The sequence below is a fragment of the Roseovarius atlanticus genome, assembly GCF_019802205.1.
In the GTDB taxonomy this organism is placed as follows: domain Bacteria; phylum Pseudomonadota; class Alphaproteobacteria; order Rhodobacterales; family Rhodobacteraceae; genus Roseovarius; species Roseovarius atlanticus_A.
In genome coordinates, this window is sequence record NZ_JAHVHQ010000003.1 from 1,903,662 (window position 1) to 1,919,889 (window position 16,228).

Genomic DNA, 16,228 nt, shown 5'->3' on the forward strand with positions numbered 1-16,228 from the left:
CGCCCGCTTGCATTAGGCCTGGTCGTTGTCGCTTTCTCGGGCCTTCATGTCCCGCATTGCGCGATCCCACTGGCGCGGCGCCAGCAATTTGCGAAAGGCCCGCTCCAGTTCAGCCGTGCCGTCGCGGTCATACCAGCGCCCGTGCGCGAGGATCACGGGCCGAGCGCCCCAGCCGACGATGGTTTCGATATCCTCGGCAAAGGCCTGCTTGTCGCGAAAGGTCCAGCGGATCAGGGGCGGCGTCTTGCCATCGCTGTCGTCGATCCCGTTCAGCCACACGAAAGGCCGGCACCGGGCGGGCAGCTTGGCGGTCTCGAAGGCTTCGATCAGGTCGGTCAGGATCGTCGTGGCGGACGCCTTGTGAAAGAACGCGACTTCCTTGTGCGTGCGACTGCCGCGCACCAGAAGCTGGGCGATCTGCCCGTCCCACGGCAGCTCTGCCTCTCGGGGCTGCAATTCCTGCCCCTCCGGCAAGCCGATCCCGTGCTTTGCCGCACGCTCCGGCGTACCGGGCGCCATCCAGAATTGCGCCTCGGGAAAGGCCTCGGCCCATTCGGGAATGTGCAGGAAATGGAACTGGTTCGGCGCAACGAGGTGCCGCACCGGGCCAAGCAGCGCCAGGGCGTCCTTCAGATCGTTGGTCAGCGGGGTCGGAGAATGCACCCAGAGGTCGCCATTCTCCAGCTGGATCACGGTGGCGCGGGTGGAAAAGGGAAACCCCATCACCGACACCGCCGCACCGTCGATGATCCAGATACGGTCGGCCACGGGTTTGAGCACGTCGAGCGGCTCGTATCCCGTGGCCGACACGCGGATTACTCGGTGACCGTGACGGACACCATGCGGTCCGGCTCGCCGATGACGGCTCCGTTGGGGCCCTCGCCCCGCTTGATGTCATCCAGCACGTCCAGCCCTTCGGTCACGCGGCCCACGACGGTGTATTGCCCGTCAAGGAAGGGGCCCGGCGCGAACATGATGAAGAACTGGCTGTTGGCGCTGTCGGGGCTTTGGCTGCGGGCCATGCCGACAACACCCCGATCAAAGGTGATGTCCGAGAACTCGGCGGCCAGGTTCGGGCGGTCGCTGCCGCCACGGCCGGCCATGGACATGTCGCCGCCCGTCTTGCCGAATTCCACGTCGCCGGTCTGGGCCATGAAGCCGTCGATCACGCGGTGAAAAACCACGTTGTCATAAGCGCCTTCACGGGCCAGTTCGGTGATCTGTTCGACATGGCCGGGGGCCACGTCTTCCAGCAGGTCGACCTTGATCATGCCGTTGGCCTCGCCCGCGACCTCGATTTCAAGGCCGGTGGCCAGGGCCGGTGCGGCCAGCAGGGTGAAGACTGCAGAGAGTTTAAGCATCGGCGGCCACCTTTACGCTGATCATCCGGTCGGGGTTCGCGGGCGGCTCGCCACGGGTGATGGCGTCGACATGCTCCATGCCGTCGATCACGCGGCCATAGACCGTGTATTGCCGGTTGAGGAAATGGTTGTCCGAGAAGTTGATGAAGAACTGGCTGTTGGCGCTGTCGGGGTTCTGGCTGCGCGCCGCACCCAGTGTTCCGCGGTCGTGGGGCACCCCCGAGAACTCGGCCTTGAGGTTCGGCAGGTCGCTGCCGCCGGTGCCCGCCATGCGCAGGTTGAAATCGTTTTCCATGTTGCCGTTGGCCACGTCGCCGGTCTGCGCCATGAAGCCGTCGATCACACGGTGAAAGGCCACGTTGTCGTACTGGCCCGAGCGCGCCAGCTCCTTCATGCGATCACAATGGCCCGGGGCAACGTCGGGCAGAAGCTCGATGGTCACGGTGCCATCCTTCAGCTCCATCAGGATCGTGTTTTCAGGGTCTTTGATCTCGGCCATCCGGGGCCTCCTTGTTGACTTGGGCTGGGCAATACCTAGGCGCTTGGAGCGGGATTGCCAAGCCAGAGGTTGACGCCCCTGCAAGGTCGCGCCAAAAGGCCCGCGACCACCACCTTGGGAGAGATCGCGATGGGCTGGAAGACGCTCGACGACATGGACCTGGACGGCAAGACGGTGCTGACACGGGTGGACATCAACGTCCCCGTCGAAAACGGGCGCGTCACCGACGCCACGCGGCTGGAGCGGATCAAGCCCACCATCGACGCCATTCTCCAAGCCGGCGGGAAGCCCCTTTTGCTTGCGCATTTCGGGCGTCCCAAGGGCAAGGTCGTGGACGAGATGTCGCTGCGCCACGTGGTCCCTGCCCTGCAGCAGGCCACCGGCCACAGCGTGCAATTCATCGAGACCCTGGAGGGCGCCGAGGCCCCCACCGCAGAAGCCAAGGCGGCCGAGGTGCTGCTTCTGGAAAACATCCGGTTTCATCCCGGTGAAGAGGCCAACGATCCAGAGTTCGCGGCGCGCCTTGCCGGTCTTGGCGACGTCTTTTGCAACGATGCCTTTTCCGCCGCGCACCGCGCCCATGCCTCGACCGAGGCGCTGGCCCGCCTTCTGCCTGCCTGTGCCGGACGCCTGATGCAGGCCGAGCTGTCGGCACTGGACGCGGCACTTGGACAGCCGGACCGCCCGGTCGTTGCCGTTGTGGGCGGCGCCAAGGTGTCGACCAAGCTGGACCTGCTGGGCAACCTCGTCGAGAAGGTCGACAAGCTGGTGATCGGCGGCGGCATGGCCAACACCTTCCTGGCCGCGCAGGGACTGAGCGTCGGCAAATCGCTGTGCGAACACGACATGGCCGAGACCGCGCGCCAGATCATGGTCAAGGCCGGTGGCGCGGGCTGTGAAATCCTGCTGCCCGCCGACGTCGTGGTGGCCGAGGAGTTCCGCGCAGGCGCCGCGCACCGGACCGTGCCCGCCCATGCCTGCCCCGACGATGCGATGATCCTGGATGCCGGACCGCAGGCCGTGACGCGGATCACCGCTGCGTTCGACACCGCCAGGACGCTGATCTGGAACGGGCCGCTGGGCGCCTTCGAGATCGAGCCGTTCGACGCCGCCACCAACGCCGCTGCGGCTCATGCCGCCGCGCGCAGCCGCGCCGGGCACTTGGTGTCCGTCGCGGGAGGCGGCGATACGGTTGCGGCCCTGAACCAGGCCGGCGCGGCAGGGGATTTCACCTATATCTCGACAGCGGGCGGCGCGTTCCTGGAATGGATGGAAGGCAAGACCCTGCCCGGTGTCGCCGCCCTTGGCGGCTGAGAGCGGGTCACCCCATAGGCCGTGAGCCGAGATTTTCACAGGTATGGAAAACCGGACTGTGGTACGGATCGCCGCAGCCGTAGCTTTTCGGCGACGCCAATGTTCCCGGGGGAGTTCTCATCATGCATCCGTTCAAGTCCGCAATCGCCGTTGGGCTTTGTCTCGGCCTTGCCGCGCCCGCGCAGGCCGAAGGCGACCCCACGCCGGGTCTGCTTGATCTCTTCTCCGTCGACAGGGTCGCGGATTCCCTGGCCAGCATCGCCATTTCGGCCCTGCGCACCCAGATGGAGGTCGAGTACGAACACCTTCAAACGGACATCCTGCGCGGCACCGTCGCGCTGACCGGCGTCACCTTGCGCCCGCAGCTGGCGCATGATCGCGCGCGTCAGTGCGAGATCACCGTTCAGCGCGTCAGCGTCGACATCGGACAACCGTCCGCGGCGTTCGGTGTGGCGACCATCTCGACCACCATGGTGGGCGCCGAAGCCGCCATCGCCTGCGTGCCGCGTGACGCGGGGCTGGCCCTGCGGTCCGCCGGTTACAACGAGATCGAGGTCGACCGGCTGACCTACCAGGCCGAATACGTGCACAGCACCGGCGAGATCCGGGTCACGGGCTCGGCCGCGGTGAACGATCTGGCGATCCTGGACCTCGAGGCCGCGGGGGCGGTCCTTCCGCGTCTTGACCAGTTCGGCCTGCCCGGCGATCCGGCCATCCGCGTGCGCCGCGCCGTGCTGGGCCTTCAGGATCAGGGCGGATGGGAGCGTCTGTCGTCGCTCATCCCCGAGAACCTGCGTCAGCCCGAGGTGATCCAGAGCCTTGGCACGGAAGAGTTGACCAACATGCTGAGCAACAACGGCACGCGCGCCCTGACCGCGACGGAGCGGCGGTTCATTGACGACCTGATGGAGCATGTCGCGGGCTTCGTGCGCGCGCCGGGTGAGATCACCGTCGAGGCGCAGTTGCCCGCCAGCGGCATCGTGCTGGAGCCGGAAGTCTATCAGGCCCCCGAAGAACTCTTGCAGGCGCTCGCGCCCGATGCGCGCACCGCACCTTTGGCTCAGTCCGACCTGCTGGGCGCCGATGTTCTGGGACGGCTCGACGGCGGGGACGTCAGCACGGCAGAGCGGCTCGATATCGCCAGGGCTCTGCTGCAAGGCAGTGGCGTGCCGCGCGCCGAGGCGCTGGTGCCCGACATCCTTGCCCCGCTGATGGACGAAGGCGGGGATGCGGCGCCCGAGGCCGCCCTGCTGATCGCCCAGGCGCAGGCCCCCCGCGACCCGGCCGCAGCCTATCAGAACACGCTGACCGCCGCCGAAGGGCGTCAATCCGGAGCGATTGCGATGCTCGATCGGCTGGAAGAGCGCTTGACCACGATGCAGGTCCTGTCGGCCCAGGATGCCCACATAGCGGCTGGGCCCGCCCGCCCTGCGCTGCCGGCCGGCGAGGATATCCGCGCCGTGCGGACCCAGGCGCTGGCCTATTTCACCGGCCTTGGCGCGCCCCGCTCGTACCGCCAGGCGTATTATCTCGCGCTTATCGCCGAGGCGGCTGGCGATATCGGCGCCGGACCCTTGCGCGAAGACATCGAGAATCGCTTCGAGAATCGCGGGCCGGAGGTGCGGGAGACCTGGTCGGCCTTGCGGACCGAGATCCAGACCCGCGCCCTGACCGACTGGATCGAGGGCAACCTCGCCGGCCGCTACGCCAAGGAGGAATGATCCTGCGCCGTGGGCTTCTTGCAGGCGGCGTCTTACTCATCCTCTCGGCGCTGACATGGCGTGTGGTCGACAGGTACGAGCGGGGGATCCTCTATCCTTGGGTCGAGGCGCTGATCTATCCGGCCAATCCGCATGAGGGATTTTACGTGATCGACCGCAGACGAACCGCGGAGGATCCGCTGGCGGACCGGATCGCGCAGACGATCGCGCGGGGGTCGGCAACGCCGACGCTGCAGATCCGGCAGCATCGGGCCTTTTTCAAAGAGCGGCTGGCCCATAGCCCGGTCGCCATCGGATTGCTGTCGCTCGAGGTCTGCCTGCGGAACGATGGCGCAATCGAGCTGAATTCCACGAATGGCTGGGCGGTCCGGTATTGCCACCACGAGAGTGCCGACCCGATCGTGCTGAGGCCCGATGCCGGTGGCCGCCTGACATGCCGGGGCTGCACGAGCCGGGGAATGCCGACGCACTACCTGCGCGCCGACCCGCCGCGTTAGCGCCACCGAGCATTGCGCGGCACGCGGCCCTCACGTATGAAACGGGAAACTCTGAATGACCGACAAGAGGGATGGCATGTCGAAGGCTGAACAAACACAACAGGTGCGCGCGGGGCAAGGCTTTATCGCGGCGCTGGACCAGTCGGGCGGATCGACCCCGAAGGCGCTGCGGCTCTACGGGATCGAGGAAGACGCCTATGCCTCGGACGAAGAGATGTTCGACCTTGTCCACGACATGCGGACCCGTATCGCGCAGGCGCCGGCCTTTACCGGCGACAAGGTGCTTGGCGCGATCCTGTTCGAGATGACCATGGACCGCGAAATGGGCGGCAAGCCGTCGGCACAGTATCTGTGGCAAGAGCGTGGCGTGGTGCCTTTTCTGAAGGTGGACAAGGGGTTGGCGGACGAAGCTGATGGCGTTCAGCTGATGAAACCGATCCCCGACCTGGAAAACCTGCTGGGCCGGGCCAACGATGCGGGTATCTTCGGCACCAAGATGCGGTCAGTGATCAACGCGGCCGCGCCTGCGGGGATTGCCGCCGTGGTGGACCAGCAATTCGAGATCGGCAACATCATCCTCGATCACGGACTGGTGCCGATCATCGAGCCGGAGGTGACCATCTCGATCAGTGACAAGGCCGAGGCCGAGACGATCCTGCGCGACGAGATTGCCAAGCATCTCGACACCTTGCCCGAGGGGCGCGAGGTGATGCTGAAGCTGACGCTGCCCGAGACGGCCAACCATTACAAGCCGCTGGTCGATCATCCGCGCGTGCTGCGGGTGGTGGCGCTGTCGGGCGGCTATTCGCGCGAGGAAGCCAATGACCGGCTGTCCAGCAACACCGGCATGATCGCCAGTTTCTCGCGCGCGCTGACCGAAGGGCTGTCGGCCCAGCAGTCGGACGCGGCGTTCAACGACACGATCGCGGCGTCGATTGACAGTATCCACCGGGCGTCTGTGTCCGGCTAACCCAATGAAATAGAAGACCTTTACCCGGAGAACTCGGTGCCGACGAATCTATCTGGCCCCCGGCATCCTTTCTGGGTAAAGACATCCATCATGGACCTTTCGACATTCCAGACCTTTCGCGTGGCGGCATGCGACCTCAATGGTCGTATGCGCGGCAAGCGCGTGCCGGGTGATTATGCCGGCAAGCTGGACAAGGGCGCGATCAGGATGCCCATATCGGCGCTCAACCTCGATATCTTCGGGGCCGACATCGAGGACAGCCCGCTGGTGTTCGAAACGGGCGATGCCGATGGCATCCTGTTGCCCACCGGGCGCGGCGCCCTGCCCCTGCCCTGGCTGGAAACCGAGCAGCCGCTGGTGCCGATGGCCATGTATCACGAGGATGGCCGCCCGTTCGAGGGCGACCCGCGCCATGCCCTGGACGCCGTACTGGCGCGCTATGCCAAGCGGGGATGGCGCGTGGTGGCCGCGACCGAGCTGGAATTCACCCTGGTCGATGACAGCGACGATACGCTCAGTCCGGTTAAGAACCCCCTAACGGGGCGTGAAATCGGGTCGGAAGAAATCCTTTCGATGGCGCAGCTGGACCTGTTCGACCCTTTCCTGTCAGAGCTTTACGAGGCCTGCGCCGCCATGGACATCCCGGCGCAGACCATGACCAGCGAAAGCGGTGTGGGTCAGTTCGAGATCACGCTGAACCACCAGGACGCGATGCGGGCCGCCGACGACACGTGGCTGTTCAAGCGGCTCATTCGCAACCTGGCGCGCACGCACGGATTCGCCGCGACCTTCATGGCAAAGCCCTTTTCCGACGACGCGGGCAACGGGATGCACCTGCATTTCTCGGTCTGGGACGAGGACGGAAAGAACGTTTTCGACAATGGCGGGGAAGAGGGAACACCCCTTTTGAAACAAGCGGTTGCGGGGTGCATTGCGGCGATGCGGGAAAGCACCTTGCTGTTCGCACCGCATGCCAACAGCTATGACCGGCTGGTGCCGGGGGCGCATGCGCCGACGGGGGTGGCCTGGGCCTATGAGAACCGCACGGCGGCCATCCGGGTGCCGGGCGGCAGCCCCAAGGCGCGGCGGATCGAGCACCGCGTGGCGGGCGGCGATACGAACCCCTACCTGACCTTCGCGGGGGTGATGGGTGCCGCGCTGACCGGCATCGAGGACGCGCTGGAGCCGCCGGAGCCGATCACGGGAAATGCCTATGATCTCAACCTCTTGCAGCTTTGCGAGGACTGGGAGAGCGCCATCGACATGTTCGAGACCGCGCCCATCCTGGCCCGCGTGTTCGAGCCGATGCTGATCCAGAACCTGGTGATGACCAAGCGGCAGGAACTGGCGCTTTTCGCCGAGATGGACCCGGCGGAGCACTGGAAAGTCTACCTGGAAACGGTCTGAGCGACTTAAAGGTTAACGCTGCAAACCCCCGTCGGTATCGCGTCGGTATCCGGGTGGTATCGCGGCGGTATTTTTTCAAAATCCGAAGTCGTTACCATGCCGGACGCGCGGACCCCGTGGCGCGGGCGCCGGAAATGGCCTAGAACGGCCTTGAACGGGCCGATTGGCTCGGCTAGCGTAAATTTGATCAAATTTCTGGTGTGACATGAAGATCGGCATCCTGATGACCGGACACGCCCTGCCCGACCTGATCGAGAGCACGGGCGATTACGACGCGATGTTCGCGGACCTGCTGGGGCGGCACGGCTTTACCTTCGAGCGCTACGACGTGGTGGACGAGGTCTACCCCGAGAGCCCCGATGACGCGGATGGCTGGCTGATAACCGGCTCGAAGCACGGCGCCTACGAGGACCATCCGTGGATCCCCCCGCTGGAGGCGTTCATCCGTGACATCCGCGACGCGGGCAAGCCGCTGATCGGGGTGTGCTTTGGCCACCAGATCATCGCGCAGGCCCTGGGCGGCAAGGTGGTGAAGTTTCCCGGCGGCTGGTCGGTGGGGCGCACCGAGTACGAGATCGAGGGCAAGCCCCTGGCGATGCACGCCTGGCACCAGGACCAGGTGGTCGAGCTGCCCGAGGGGGCCGAGGTGATCGGGCATTCGGATTTCTGCGAGAACGCGGCGCTGATGATCGGGGACACGATCCTGACGATCCAGCCGCATCCGGAATTCACCGCGCATGTGTTGCAGACCATCATCGACCAGCGCGGCGCGGGCGTGGTGCCGGACGACCAATTGGCCGAGGCGCAGGCCGGCGCCCAGACGCCCACGGACGCCGCCGCCTTTGCCGAACGCATGGCGGCGCATTTCAGGAAAGGGGCCTGACATGGCCGAGGACTGGACGAGCGGACTGCCCGAGGCGGCGCAGGCCTATCTGGAAAACCGGCGGCTGGACGAGGTGGAGTGCATCGTCGCAGACCTGCCCGGCATCGCGCGGGGCAAGGCGGTGCCGGCCACCAAGTTCGCGCGGCAGGAGTATTTCCACCTGCCCGACTCGATCTTCTACCAGACGATCACCGGCGACTGGGGCGAGGCCGCGGGCGCGGAAGGGTTCATCGAGCGCGACATGATCCTGACCCCGGACATGAGCACCGCCACGGCGGCGCCCTGGACCGGGGACTGGACGTTGCAGGTGATCCACGACGCCTATGACCGCGACCGCAAGCCCATCCATTTCGCGCCGCGCAACGTTCTGAAACGGGTGGTGAAGCAATACGAGAAGCTGGGGCTGAAGCCCGTGGTGGCGCCGGAGATGGAGTTCTTCCTGATCGCCCGCAACCTGGACCCCCGGCAGGAGATCGAGCCGATGGTGGGCCGGTCGGGCCGTCCGGCCGCCGCACGGCAGGCCTACAGCATGACGGCGGTGGACGAGTTCGGCCCCGTCATCGACGATATCTACGATTTCGCCGAAGCGCAGGGCTTCGAGATCGACGGGATCACGCAGGAAGGCGGCGCGGGTCAGCTGGAGATCAACCTGCGGCACGGCGATCCGGTGAAGCTCGCGGACGAGGTGTTCTATTTCAAGCGTCTCATCCGAGAGGCGGCGCTGCGGCACGATTGCTTTGCCACCTTCATGGCCAAGCCCATCGCCGCCGAGCCGGGGAGTGCGATGCATGTCCACCACTCGATCATCGACATGGAGACCGGCAAGAACGCGTTTTCCGGGCCGCAGGGCGGCGAGACGGACATGTTCTATCACTTCATCGGCGGCTTGCAGGAATACATGCCGGCGGCGATCGGGGTGATGGCGCCCTACGTCAATTCCTATCGCCGTTACGTCAAGGACAATGCCGCGCCCATCAACCTGGAATGGGGCCGCGACAACCGCACGACGGGCATTCGCGTGCCCCTGTCCAAGCCCGAGGCGCGGCGGGTCGAAAACCGGATCGCGGGGATGGATTGCAACCCCTACCTCGGCATCGCGGTCAGCCTGGCCTGTGGCCTTTTGGGGATCCGGAACGAGCTGCGTGCCAAGCCGCAATTCCGGGGCGACGCCTATGAGGGCGAGCCGGATTTCCCCGACGGGCTGGGTGCGGCGCTGGACCTGTTCGACGAGGCGGAAGAGCTGCACGACGTGCTGCACCCCGAGTTCGCGCGGGTCTATTCCATCGTCAAGCGCACGGAATATGCCGAGTTCCTGCAGGTGATTTCCCCGTGGGAGCGCGAGCATCTCTTGATGAATGTCTAGGGCGGCGGGACTAGCCCTTGGCGTGATGGTCGTTTTGGTGGCCGGGCTTTGGCTGTTGCGCGAGGGCCCTGCCCCGACACCGGCCGACGCCGACACGACGGGTGTCGAGCGGCATGACTTTCTGGAGGGGCTGCCGCTGGACGAGGGTGGCTATGCGCTGTTGCTGCACGAGCAGGCGACCGGCGACGGGCTGCGCGTGGTGCGGGATGCCGCCGCGCTGAAGGCGGCGCAGGGGCAGGCCTATTACACCGACAATCCCGGTGCGCAATTGAAGCGGACGCTGTTGTCGATCCTGTTTCTGAGCCCGCCGGGCATGCCGCCGGACGGGGCTTTCGTGACCGTGCTGAAGGACAAGCAGAGGGTCGAGACGTACCGCTGTTACCGCGCCTTCTGCGCCGGGACCGAGGCCTTCGATCCGCCGCATGAACGGGACATGGCGGGGCTGGTCGAGGCGTCGGAGCCGGTCGAGCTGGTGACCGAGCGCTTTGACCACCACGACGCCGCGCGGGGGCGGATGTTCAAGCTGATGCAGGACCCGGAGGTGGCGCTGATCGAACCTGCGGACCTGCCCGCGCCGGGCACCATCGTCTTTCCCCAGCGCGTGCGTCTGAGCCTGCCCGCGATCCTGCTGGAGACGGACGAGACCGGGCACGCGGCGCGCGTTCCGCTCGATCAGGACACGCTGGAGGCGCGGTTTGCCGCCGCGTTCGCCCATGTCTTTCCCGAAACCGACGCCTATCGGCTGAACCCGATGCGGGTGAGCGAGATCTACCCGCCGCAGCCGGGCTGGCCCGTGGTGGGCGAGGATGTGGACGGGTACTTACGCGACCCGGATGGGGACCTGCGCGGGCTGGACGGGATCATGGTGATCGAGCCATCGCTGACGGTCGATCTGACCGAGCGCATGGTCGAGGCGCTGCAGGCCGAGGATGCCTTTGCCGCGATGCCTGAGTTTGCGCCGCCCGAGCCGCCCTTTGTGGCGGACCGGCTGGCGGAGATGGCCGAGGCGCATCTGGGCCGCCCCTGCCCCGACTGTTTCAGGATCGAACTGCCCGTGGCGACGGTGGAGGGCATCCGGGTGGATCGACTCGATCCGCCGTCCTTTACCCTGGCCCATTACAGGATAGCCCCGCAATGAACCTGCTTTATTCCAACGACACGCCCGGGACATATCCCGACAGCTGGTACGCGGCCACGACCGAGCCGCTGGCGCCGTTCGCGCCGTTGCGCGGCGAGACCCGCGCGGATGTCTGCGTGGTGGGGGCTGGGTTTACCGGCCTGTCGGCGGCGCTGCATCTGGCCGAGGCGGGGCTGGACGTGGTCCTGCTGGAGGCGCATCGCGTGGGGTTCGGCGCGTCGGGGCGCAATGGCGGGCAGCTGGGCAGCGGACAGCGGCAGGACCAGCAGACGCTGGAACGGCTGGTGGGGCGCGAGGATGCGGCCCGGCTGTGGGAGTTGGCGGAGGGCGCCAAGGACCTGGTGAAATCGCTGGTGGCGAGGCACGCGATCGACTGCCATCTGAAGCCCGGCGTGGCGCATATGTGCTTTTCCAGGGCCGAGGTGCGCGAAGAGCATGACTATGCCGATTTCCTGTTTCGCCGCTATGGCTATGACCAGTTGGAGACGCTGGACCGGGACGCGGCGCAGGCGCTCTGCCCTTCTCCGAAATACTTGGGCGGATCGCTGGACATGTCGGCGGCGCATCTGCATCCGCTGGCCTTTGCCCTTGGCCTGGCGCGGGCAGCGCGGGATGCGGGCGTGCGGGTATACGAGCGGGCCGAGGTACACCGCATCGACGAGGGCGCGCCGGCGGTGGTGGCCACGGATGCGGGCCGGGTGACGGCGGATCACGTGATCCTGGGGTGCAACGGGTATCTGGGCGGGCTGAACCGGCAGGTCGCCGCCAAGGTGATGCCGATCAACAACTTCGTGGTGGCGACCGAGCCGCTGGGGGACGACGCGGACAAGGTGCTGACGCGGGACGTGGCCGTGGCGGATTCGAAGTTCGTGGTGAATTATTTCCGCCTGAGCCATGACAGGCGGCTGCTGTTCGGCGGTGGCGAAAGCTATGGCTATCGCTTCCCGGACGATATCGCGGGGCTGGTGCGCAAGCCGATGACGCAGATCTTCCCGCATCTGCGGGACGTGAAGATAGACCATGCCTGGGGCGGGACGCTGGCGATCACGATGAAGCGGATGCCCTATCTGGCGCGGGTGGCGTCGAATGTCCTGTCGGCCTCGGGCTATTCCGGGCACGGGGTGGGCATGGCCACCTTCTCAGGCAAGCTGATGGCCGACGCGGTGCGCGGAGAGGCGGAGGGTTTTGACACGCTGGCGCGGGTGCCGGCGCCCGCCTTCCCCGGCGGTGCGGCGTTCCGCTCGCCGCTTCTGGTGCTGGCGATGACGTGGTACGCGACGCGCGACCGGCTGGGGATCTGAGGCGGGTCAGCCGCACGGAACGCGAAAAGCATGATGGCGGGCGTCCGGGCCGGTGTGGCGGACGACCCTCAGGCGCCCGCGCCGCCAGGACGTGATCCCGGACGGGCCGGTGCGGATGGCCTCGAAGCCGAGATCCGCCAGAAGGTGCGGCGAGATATCGGCGAGGCGTTCGAGATCGGCCAGCATCATCCCGTCGGTCGGGTCAGGATTTCTCACGGACCGAATCCGATGGCGAAGACGCTGCGCGAGCGATGGGCGTGACGGCTTTGACAAGGTGATCTCATACATGAACAGACCTCACGGGATCGGGTTGCCTGGTGAGAATAGGGCGCGACGCGGCTTGCGCTCAAACCATTCTTTCTGGCACCATGGATGAGAAAACCTGATCCATGGAGCGGCGATGAGATTGCCCCCGCTGAATGCCCTGCGCGCCTTCGAGGCCGCTGCCCGCCACGGTGGCTTTGTCGGGGCGGCGGAGGAATTGCACGTGACGCGCGGGGCGATCAGCCGGCAGATCAAGCTGCTGGAAGAGGATATGGGCGCCCTGCTGTTTCGCCGCCACGGCAAGGGGGTGGAACTGACCGAGGCGGGGCGGCGGTTGCAGCCGGTGCTGACACGGGCCTTCGGCGACATCCTGGCCGAAACCTCGCGGATCGGGACGGAGGCGTCGGATTTGCGGATCATCTGCCCGCCCGCCACCTCGGTCCGTTGGCTGTTGCCGCGGCTTGAGAGGTTCCGTGCCCTGCATCCCGGGGTCGGCGTGCGGCTGACCACGGATTTCGTGGGGCCCTACGGGTTTGACGCGCACCAGTATGACGTGGGATTCTCGGTCACGCACTGGCCGGACCGGCCCGCCGATCTTAAGGTGCAGACGCTGTTTCCGGTCGAGGTGACGCCCGCCTGCGCGCCGTCGCTTCTGGAAACGAAAGGACGGCCCGAGCGGCCCGAGGACCTGGCCCGGTTCCTGCTGCTGCACGAAACGCCGCGCCACGCCGATTGGCGCGCGTGGCTGGAGGCCTTCGACGTGCGCGGCGTGGACGCCAACCAGGGCAGCGATTTTCCCAACCTGGACATGGCGGCCAAGGCGGCGACGCTGGGGGCGGGCGTGGTGATGGCGGATCTTGCGCTGAACCGGGACGAGCTGGAATCGGGCCTGCTGGTGAAGCTGTTCCCGGAGATGGTCTGTACCTCGCCCATGGGCGGCATCTGCCTGATTGCATCGCGCGACAGGTGGGACGACCCGAAGGTGGCGGCGTTTCGCGAGTGGGCGGTGGCCGAGACGCGGTGAGGTGTCAGCGACGTCGGAGGGGGACCAGTCCCCCACGTCGAAACGGAGTTTCGACGCCCCCCTGGGATATTTATCGCCAGAGGAAGAGACGGCGGAGCGGCGCCGTTGCCAAAACTTCGCTTTGGGGTTGGATGGTTTTGGTGTAGAGGTTTCGGAAAATCGAAAAACGAGCTTCAGGAAATCCGAACATGACCCAGGTTAGCACGTCCCCCGCCCCCAACGTCTATGACGCCGAACCCATCCCCGAGGCGGCCCGGGCCGAGATCGACCGGATGCTGCAATCGGGCGACCTGTTCCGCTATACCGCGCCCGAGGATGCGCCGGTCAGCCTGCTGGAGCGGGAATTCGCGGCGCTGATGGGCACACGCTATGCGCTGGCGGTGTCGTCCTGTTCGGCGGCCCTGTTCCTGTCGCTGAAGGCGCTGGGGCTGCCGCGGGATGCGCGGGTGCTGATCCCGGGGTTCACCTTTGCCGCGGTGCCGTCGTCGGTCATCCATGCCGATTGCGTGCCGGTGCTGTGCGAGGTGGGCGAGAATTACCGGATCGACATGGCCGATTTCGAGGCCAAGCTCGACTCGGGCATCGACGCGGTGATCGTCAGCCACATGCGGGGCCATACATCCGACATGGATGCGATCATGGGGCTGTGCGACGTGCGCGGCATCCCGGTGATCGAGGACGCGGCACACAGCCTGGGCACGGTCTGGGGCGGGCGCAAGATCGGCACGATAGGCCGCGTCGGGTGCTTCAGCTTCCAATCCTACAAGCTGGTGAATGCGGGCGAAGGCGGGATACTGGTGACCGACGATGCCGACTTGGTGGCGCGCGCGGTGATCATGTCGGGGGCATACGAGCATAACTGGGCCAAGCACATGGCGGGGGACGACCCGATGCTGGCGGCCGCCTTTGCCGACTGGCAGAACCGGCTGCCGCTCTACAATCTGCGCATGGGCAACCTGAGCGCGGCGATCATCCGCCCGCAGCTGCCAGAGGTGGCGCGGCGGGTGCGCGACGGGCGTGCCAATCACGATCATGTCGCCGGGCGGCTGAACACCTCGCCCTGGCTGCGGGTGCCGGACAAGCTGGACCGCGAAGAGCGGGCGCCGGATTCGATCCAGTTCAACCTTGTCGGCATGAGCGATGCCGAGGTGCGGGCGTTCGCCACCGCCGCCGCCGGGCGCGGCGTGAAGGTGCAGGTGTTCGGGATGTCGCAGGACAACGCGCGGGCCTTCTGGAACTGGCAGTTCCTGCCGGGGCCGACGCCGGAGCTGCCGCAGACGCGGGCGATGCTGATGCGGGCCTGTGACGTGCGGCTGCCCGCGCGGCTGAGCCGGGACGACCTCGACTTCGTGGCCGATGCGCTGATCGCGGCGGCGGAGACGGCGGCGGGTCCGGTGGAGCCGGAACGGGCCTACGGCACCTGAGGAAGGCGCGCGCCCGACCTGAAGCGTTTCGCACACTAGCCAATCTTTGCACGCGTTTCGCCTTTCGCTGACGACCCAGGTAATAGGCGAAGCGCTTCAGAGCAGGTCGAGTTGATCGGCGAGGAACGGGTACGCCTCCTGCGCCGGGGCGAGGATCGTGTCGCGCAGGATCGGGCGCAGGGTTGAGGCCAGCTGCGCCGGCAGGTCCTGAAGGATGTCCTTGCGCGCGGTCAGGCTGATGGTGCGGGTCAGCGGCTCGAACGGGAGCGGCATGACGTCGATCTGAGCGGCAAAGCGGCGGGCGCGCATCAGCGCCAAGGGCGGCAGGATGGTCCAGCCGGTCCCCTGCCCCACCAGCGCCAGGATGGCGTGGTAGCTGTCGAGTTCGAACCTATGCGGCAGGCTGAGTTTCTGCCGGGCAAGATGGGCCGAGAGCAGACGGCCCATGTAATGCCGCTGGGTATACTGGATGAGCGGCAGGCGTTTCAGCTGTCGCAGCACATCACCGTCCGGCTTGATCCGGGCCTTGGGGGCGGCCACGACGAAGCCCTCGCGCATCAGCGGGTGCACCTCGGCCCAGTCGTCGCCGGCGTTGAGTTCGGCGGCGACGATCATGTCGAGCGTGCGGCTTTCCAGGAGGTCGTAGAGGTAGTGGCTGGCGCCGGTTTCCAGCAGGAACTGGCTGGTCTTGAGCTCGCCCGCCACGTGGGTCAGCAACTGCGGCGTAACGTCGGCCTCGAAATCCTCGATCATCCCGAGGCGGAAGCGGGTCAGCATCGACATGTCCGACATGGCGAGTTCCGCGCGGGCCTGGGCGGCCTCGTTGAGGATGACCTGGGCGCGGCGTTTGAGGATCTCGCCCGCCGGGGTCAGGCGGATGGGCCGGGCGTTGCGTTGCAGGAGCGTGGCGCCGACCGCGCCTTCGAGGTTGGTCAGTTGCTGGCTGACCGCCGAGGGGCTGGCGCCGAGGCGCTTGGCCGCCGCGGAGATCGAGCGTTCGTCGGCCGCGGCCATGAACACCTCGATCCCCCACAGGGTGATGCGGCCGGGACTGTCGACCAT

The 16,228-nt window shown here is 66.6% G+C and carries 16 protein-coding genes; 11 read left to right on the top strand and 5 right to left on the bottom strand.

The window, feature by feature from the left end; translation table 11 throughout:
* Window positions 1–12 precede the first annotated feature (12 nt).
* The 3 genes from KUV49_RS15265 to KUV49_RS15275 are packed head-to-tail and all read right to left on the bottom strand — an operon-like array spanning window position 13 to window position 1,860.
* Complete coding sequence (locus KUV49_RS15265; RefSeq protein ID WP_222450686.1) at window positions 13–810, bottom strand: DUF4336 domain-containing protein; 798 nt, start codon at window positions 808–810, stop codon at window positions 13–15.
* A 5-nt stretch (window positions 811–815) separates the two neighbouring features.
* Window positions 816–1,361, bottom strand: coding sequence for a peptidylprolyl isomerase (locus KUV49_RS15270; RefSeq protein ID WP_222450687.1), 546 nt, complete (start codon window positions 1,359–1,361; stop codon window positions 816–818).
* On the bottom strand, window positions 1,354–1,860 hold the full coding sequence (locus KUV49_RS15275; protein ID WP_222450688.1) for a peptidylprolyl isomerase: 507 nt from the start codon (window positions 1,858–1,860) through the stop codon (window positions 1,354–1,356). Before KUV49_RS15275 ends, KUV49_RS15270 begins: the two co-directional genes overlap by 8 nt.
* 129 nt (window positions 1,861–1,989) lie before the next feature.
* On the opposite strand from KUV49_RS15275, the gene KUV49_RS15280 reads away from it, so the two are divergent.
* The 9 genes from KUV49_RS15280 (at window position 1,990) to KUV49_RS15320 (ending at window position 12,454) form a co-directional block, all read left to right on the top strand.
* Window positions 1,990–3,174: a phosphoglycerate kinase gene (locus KUV49_RS15280; RefSeq protein WP_222451024.1), complete on the top strand. Its 1,185-nt coding sequence runs from the start codon at window positions 1,990–1,992 to the stop codon at window positions 3,172–3,174.
* Window positions 3,175–3,296: 122 nt separating this feature from the next.
* The gene (locus KUV49_RS15285) at window positions 3,297–4,895 is read left to right on the top strand and encodes a hypothetical protein (RefSeq protein ID WP_222450689.1); all 1,599 of its coding nucleotides are present in this window, start codon (window positions 3,297–3,299) and stop codon (window positions 4,893–4,895) included.
* Window positions 4,892–5,392 carry a hypothetical protein gene (locus KUV49_RS15290; protein WP_222450690.1) on the top strand — a complete coding sequence of 167 codons (501 nt, stop codon included), beginning with the start codon at window positions 4,892–4,894 and terminating at the stop codon, window positions 5,390–5,392. Before KUV49_RS15285 ends, KUV49_RS15290 begins: the two co-directional genes overlap by 4 nt.
* A gap of 76 nt (window positions 5,393–5,468) precedes the next feature.
* Window positions 5,469–6,362 carry a fructose bisphosphate aldolase gene (locus KUV49_RS15295; protein ID WP_222451025.1) on the top strand — a complete coding sequence of 298 codons (894 nt, stop codon included), beginning with the start codon at window positions 5,469–5,471 and terminating at the stop codon, window positions 6,360–6,362.
* A gap of 90 nt (window positions 6,363–6,452) precedes the next feature.
* A complete protein-coding gene (locus KUV49_RS15300) occupies window positions 6,453–7,769 on the top strand; it encodes a glutamine synthetase family protein (protein WP_222450691.1) in 1,317 nt (438 codons plus the stop codon).
* Window positions 7,770–7,974: 205 nt separating this feature from the next.
* Window positions 7,975–8,652: a type 1 glutamine amidotransferase gene (locus KUV49_RS15305; protein WP_222450692.1), complete on the top strand. Its 678-nt coding sequence runs from the start codon at window positions 7,975–7,977 to the stop codon at window positions 8,650–8,652.
* 1 nt (window position 8,653) lies between these two features.
* Window positions 8,654–10,015, top strand: a complete 1,362-nt coding sequence (locus KUV49_RS15310) for a glutamine synthetase family protein (RefSeq protein ID WP_222450693.1) — start codon at window positions 8,654–8,656, stop codon at window positions 10,013–10,015.
* Window positions 10,008–11,153 (top strand): hypothetical protein, encoded by a 1,146-nt coding sequence (locus KUV49_RS15315; protein WP_222450694.1) that lies wholly within the window; start codon window positions 10,008–10,010, stop codon window positions 11,151–11,153. The genes KUV49_RS15310 and KUV49_RS15315 overlap by 8 nt, the downstream gene beginning before the upstream one ends.
* Window positions 11,150–12,454, top strand: coding sequence for an NAD(P)/FAD-dependent oxidoreductase (locus KUV49_RS15320; protein ID WP_222450695.1), 1,305 nt, complete (start codon window positions 11,150–11,152; stop codon window positions 12,452–12,454). Before KUV49_RS15315 ends, KUV49_RS15320 begins: the two co-directional genes overlap by 4 nt.
* A gap of 6 nt (window positions 12,455–12,460) precedes the next feature.
* On the opposite strand, the gene KUV49_RS15325 is transcribed toward KUV49_RS15320, so the two are convergent.
* On the bottom strand, window positions 12,461–12,742 hold the full coding sequence (locus KUV49_RS15325; protein ID WP_222450696.1) for a hypothetical protein: 282 nt from the start codon (window positions 12,740–12,742) through the stop codon (window positions 12,461–12,463).
* Between the two features lie 112 nt (window positions 12,743–12,854).
* Between KUV49_RS15325 and KUV49_RS15330 the strand changes: the two genes are divergently transcribed.
* Both KUV49_RS15330 and KUV49_RS15335 read left to right on the top strand, forming a co-directional pair.
* The gene (locus KUV49_RS15330; RefSeq protein WP_222450697.1) at window positions 12,855–13,742 is read left to right on the top strand and encodes a LysR substrate-binding domain-containing protein; all 888 of its coding nucleotides are present in this window, start codon (window positions 12,855–12,857) and stop codon (window positions 13,740–13,742) included.
* Window positions 13,743–13,930: 188 nt separating this feature from the next.
* Window positions 13,931–15,166: a DegT/DnrJ/EryC1/StrS family aminotransferase gene (locus KUV49_RS15335; RefSeq protein WP_222450698.1), complete on the top strand. Its 1,236-nt coding sequence runs from the start codon at window positions 13,931–13,933 to the stop codon at window positions 15,164–15,166.
* 96 nt (window positions 15,167–15,262) lie between these two features.
* Here KUV49_RS15335 and KUV49_RS15340 read toward each other — a convergent pair whose 3' ends face one another.
* Complete coding sequence (locus KUV49_RS15340; RefSeq protein WP_222450699.1) at window positions 15,263–16,228, bottom strand: LysR family transcriptional regulator; 966 nt, start codon at window positions 16,226–16,228, stop codon at window positions 15,263–15,265.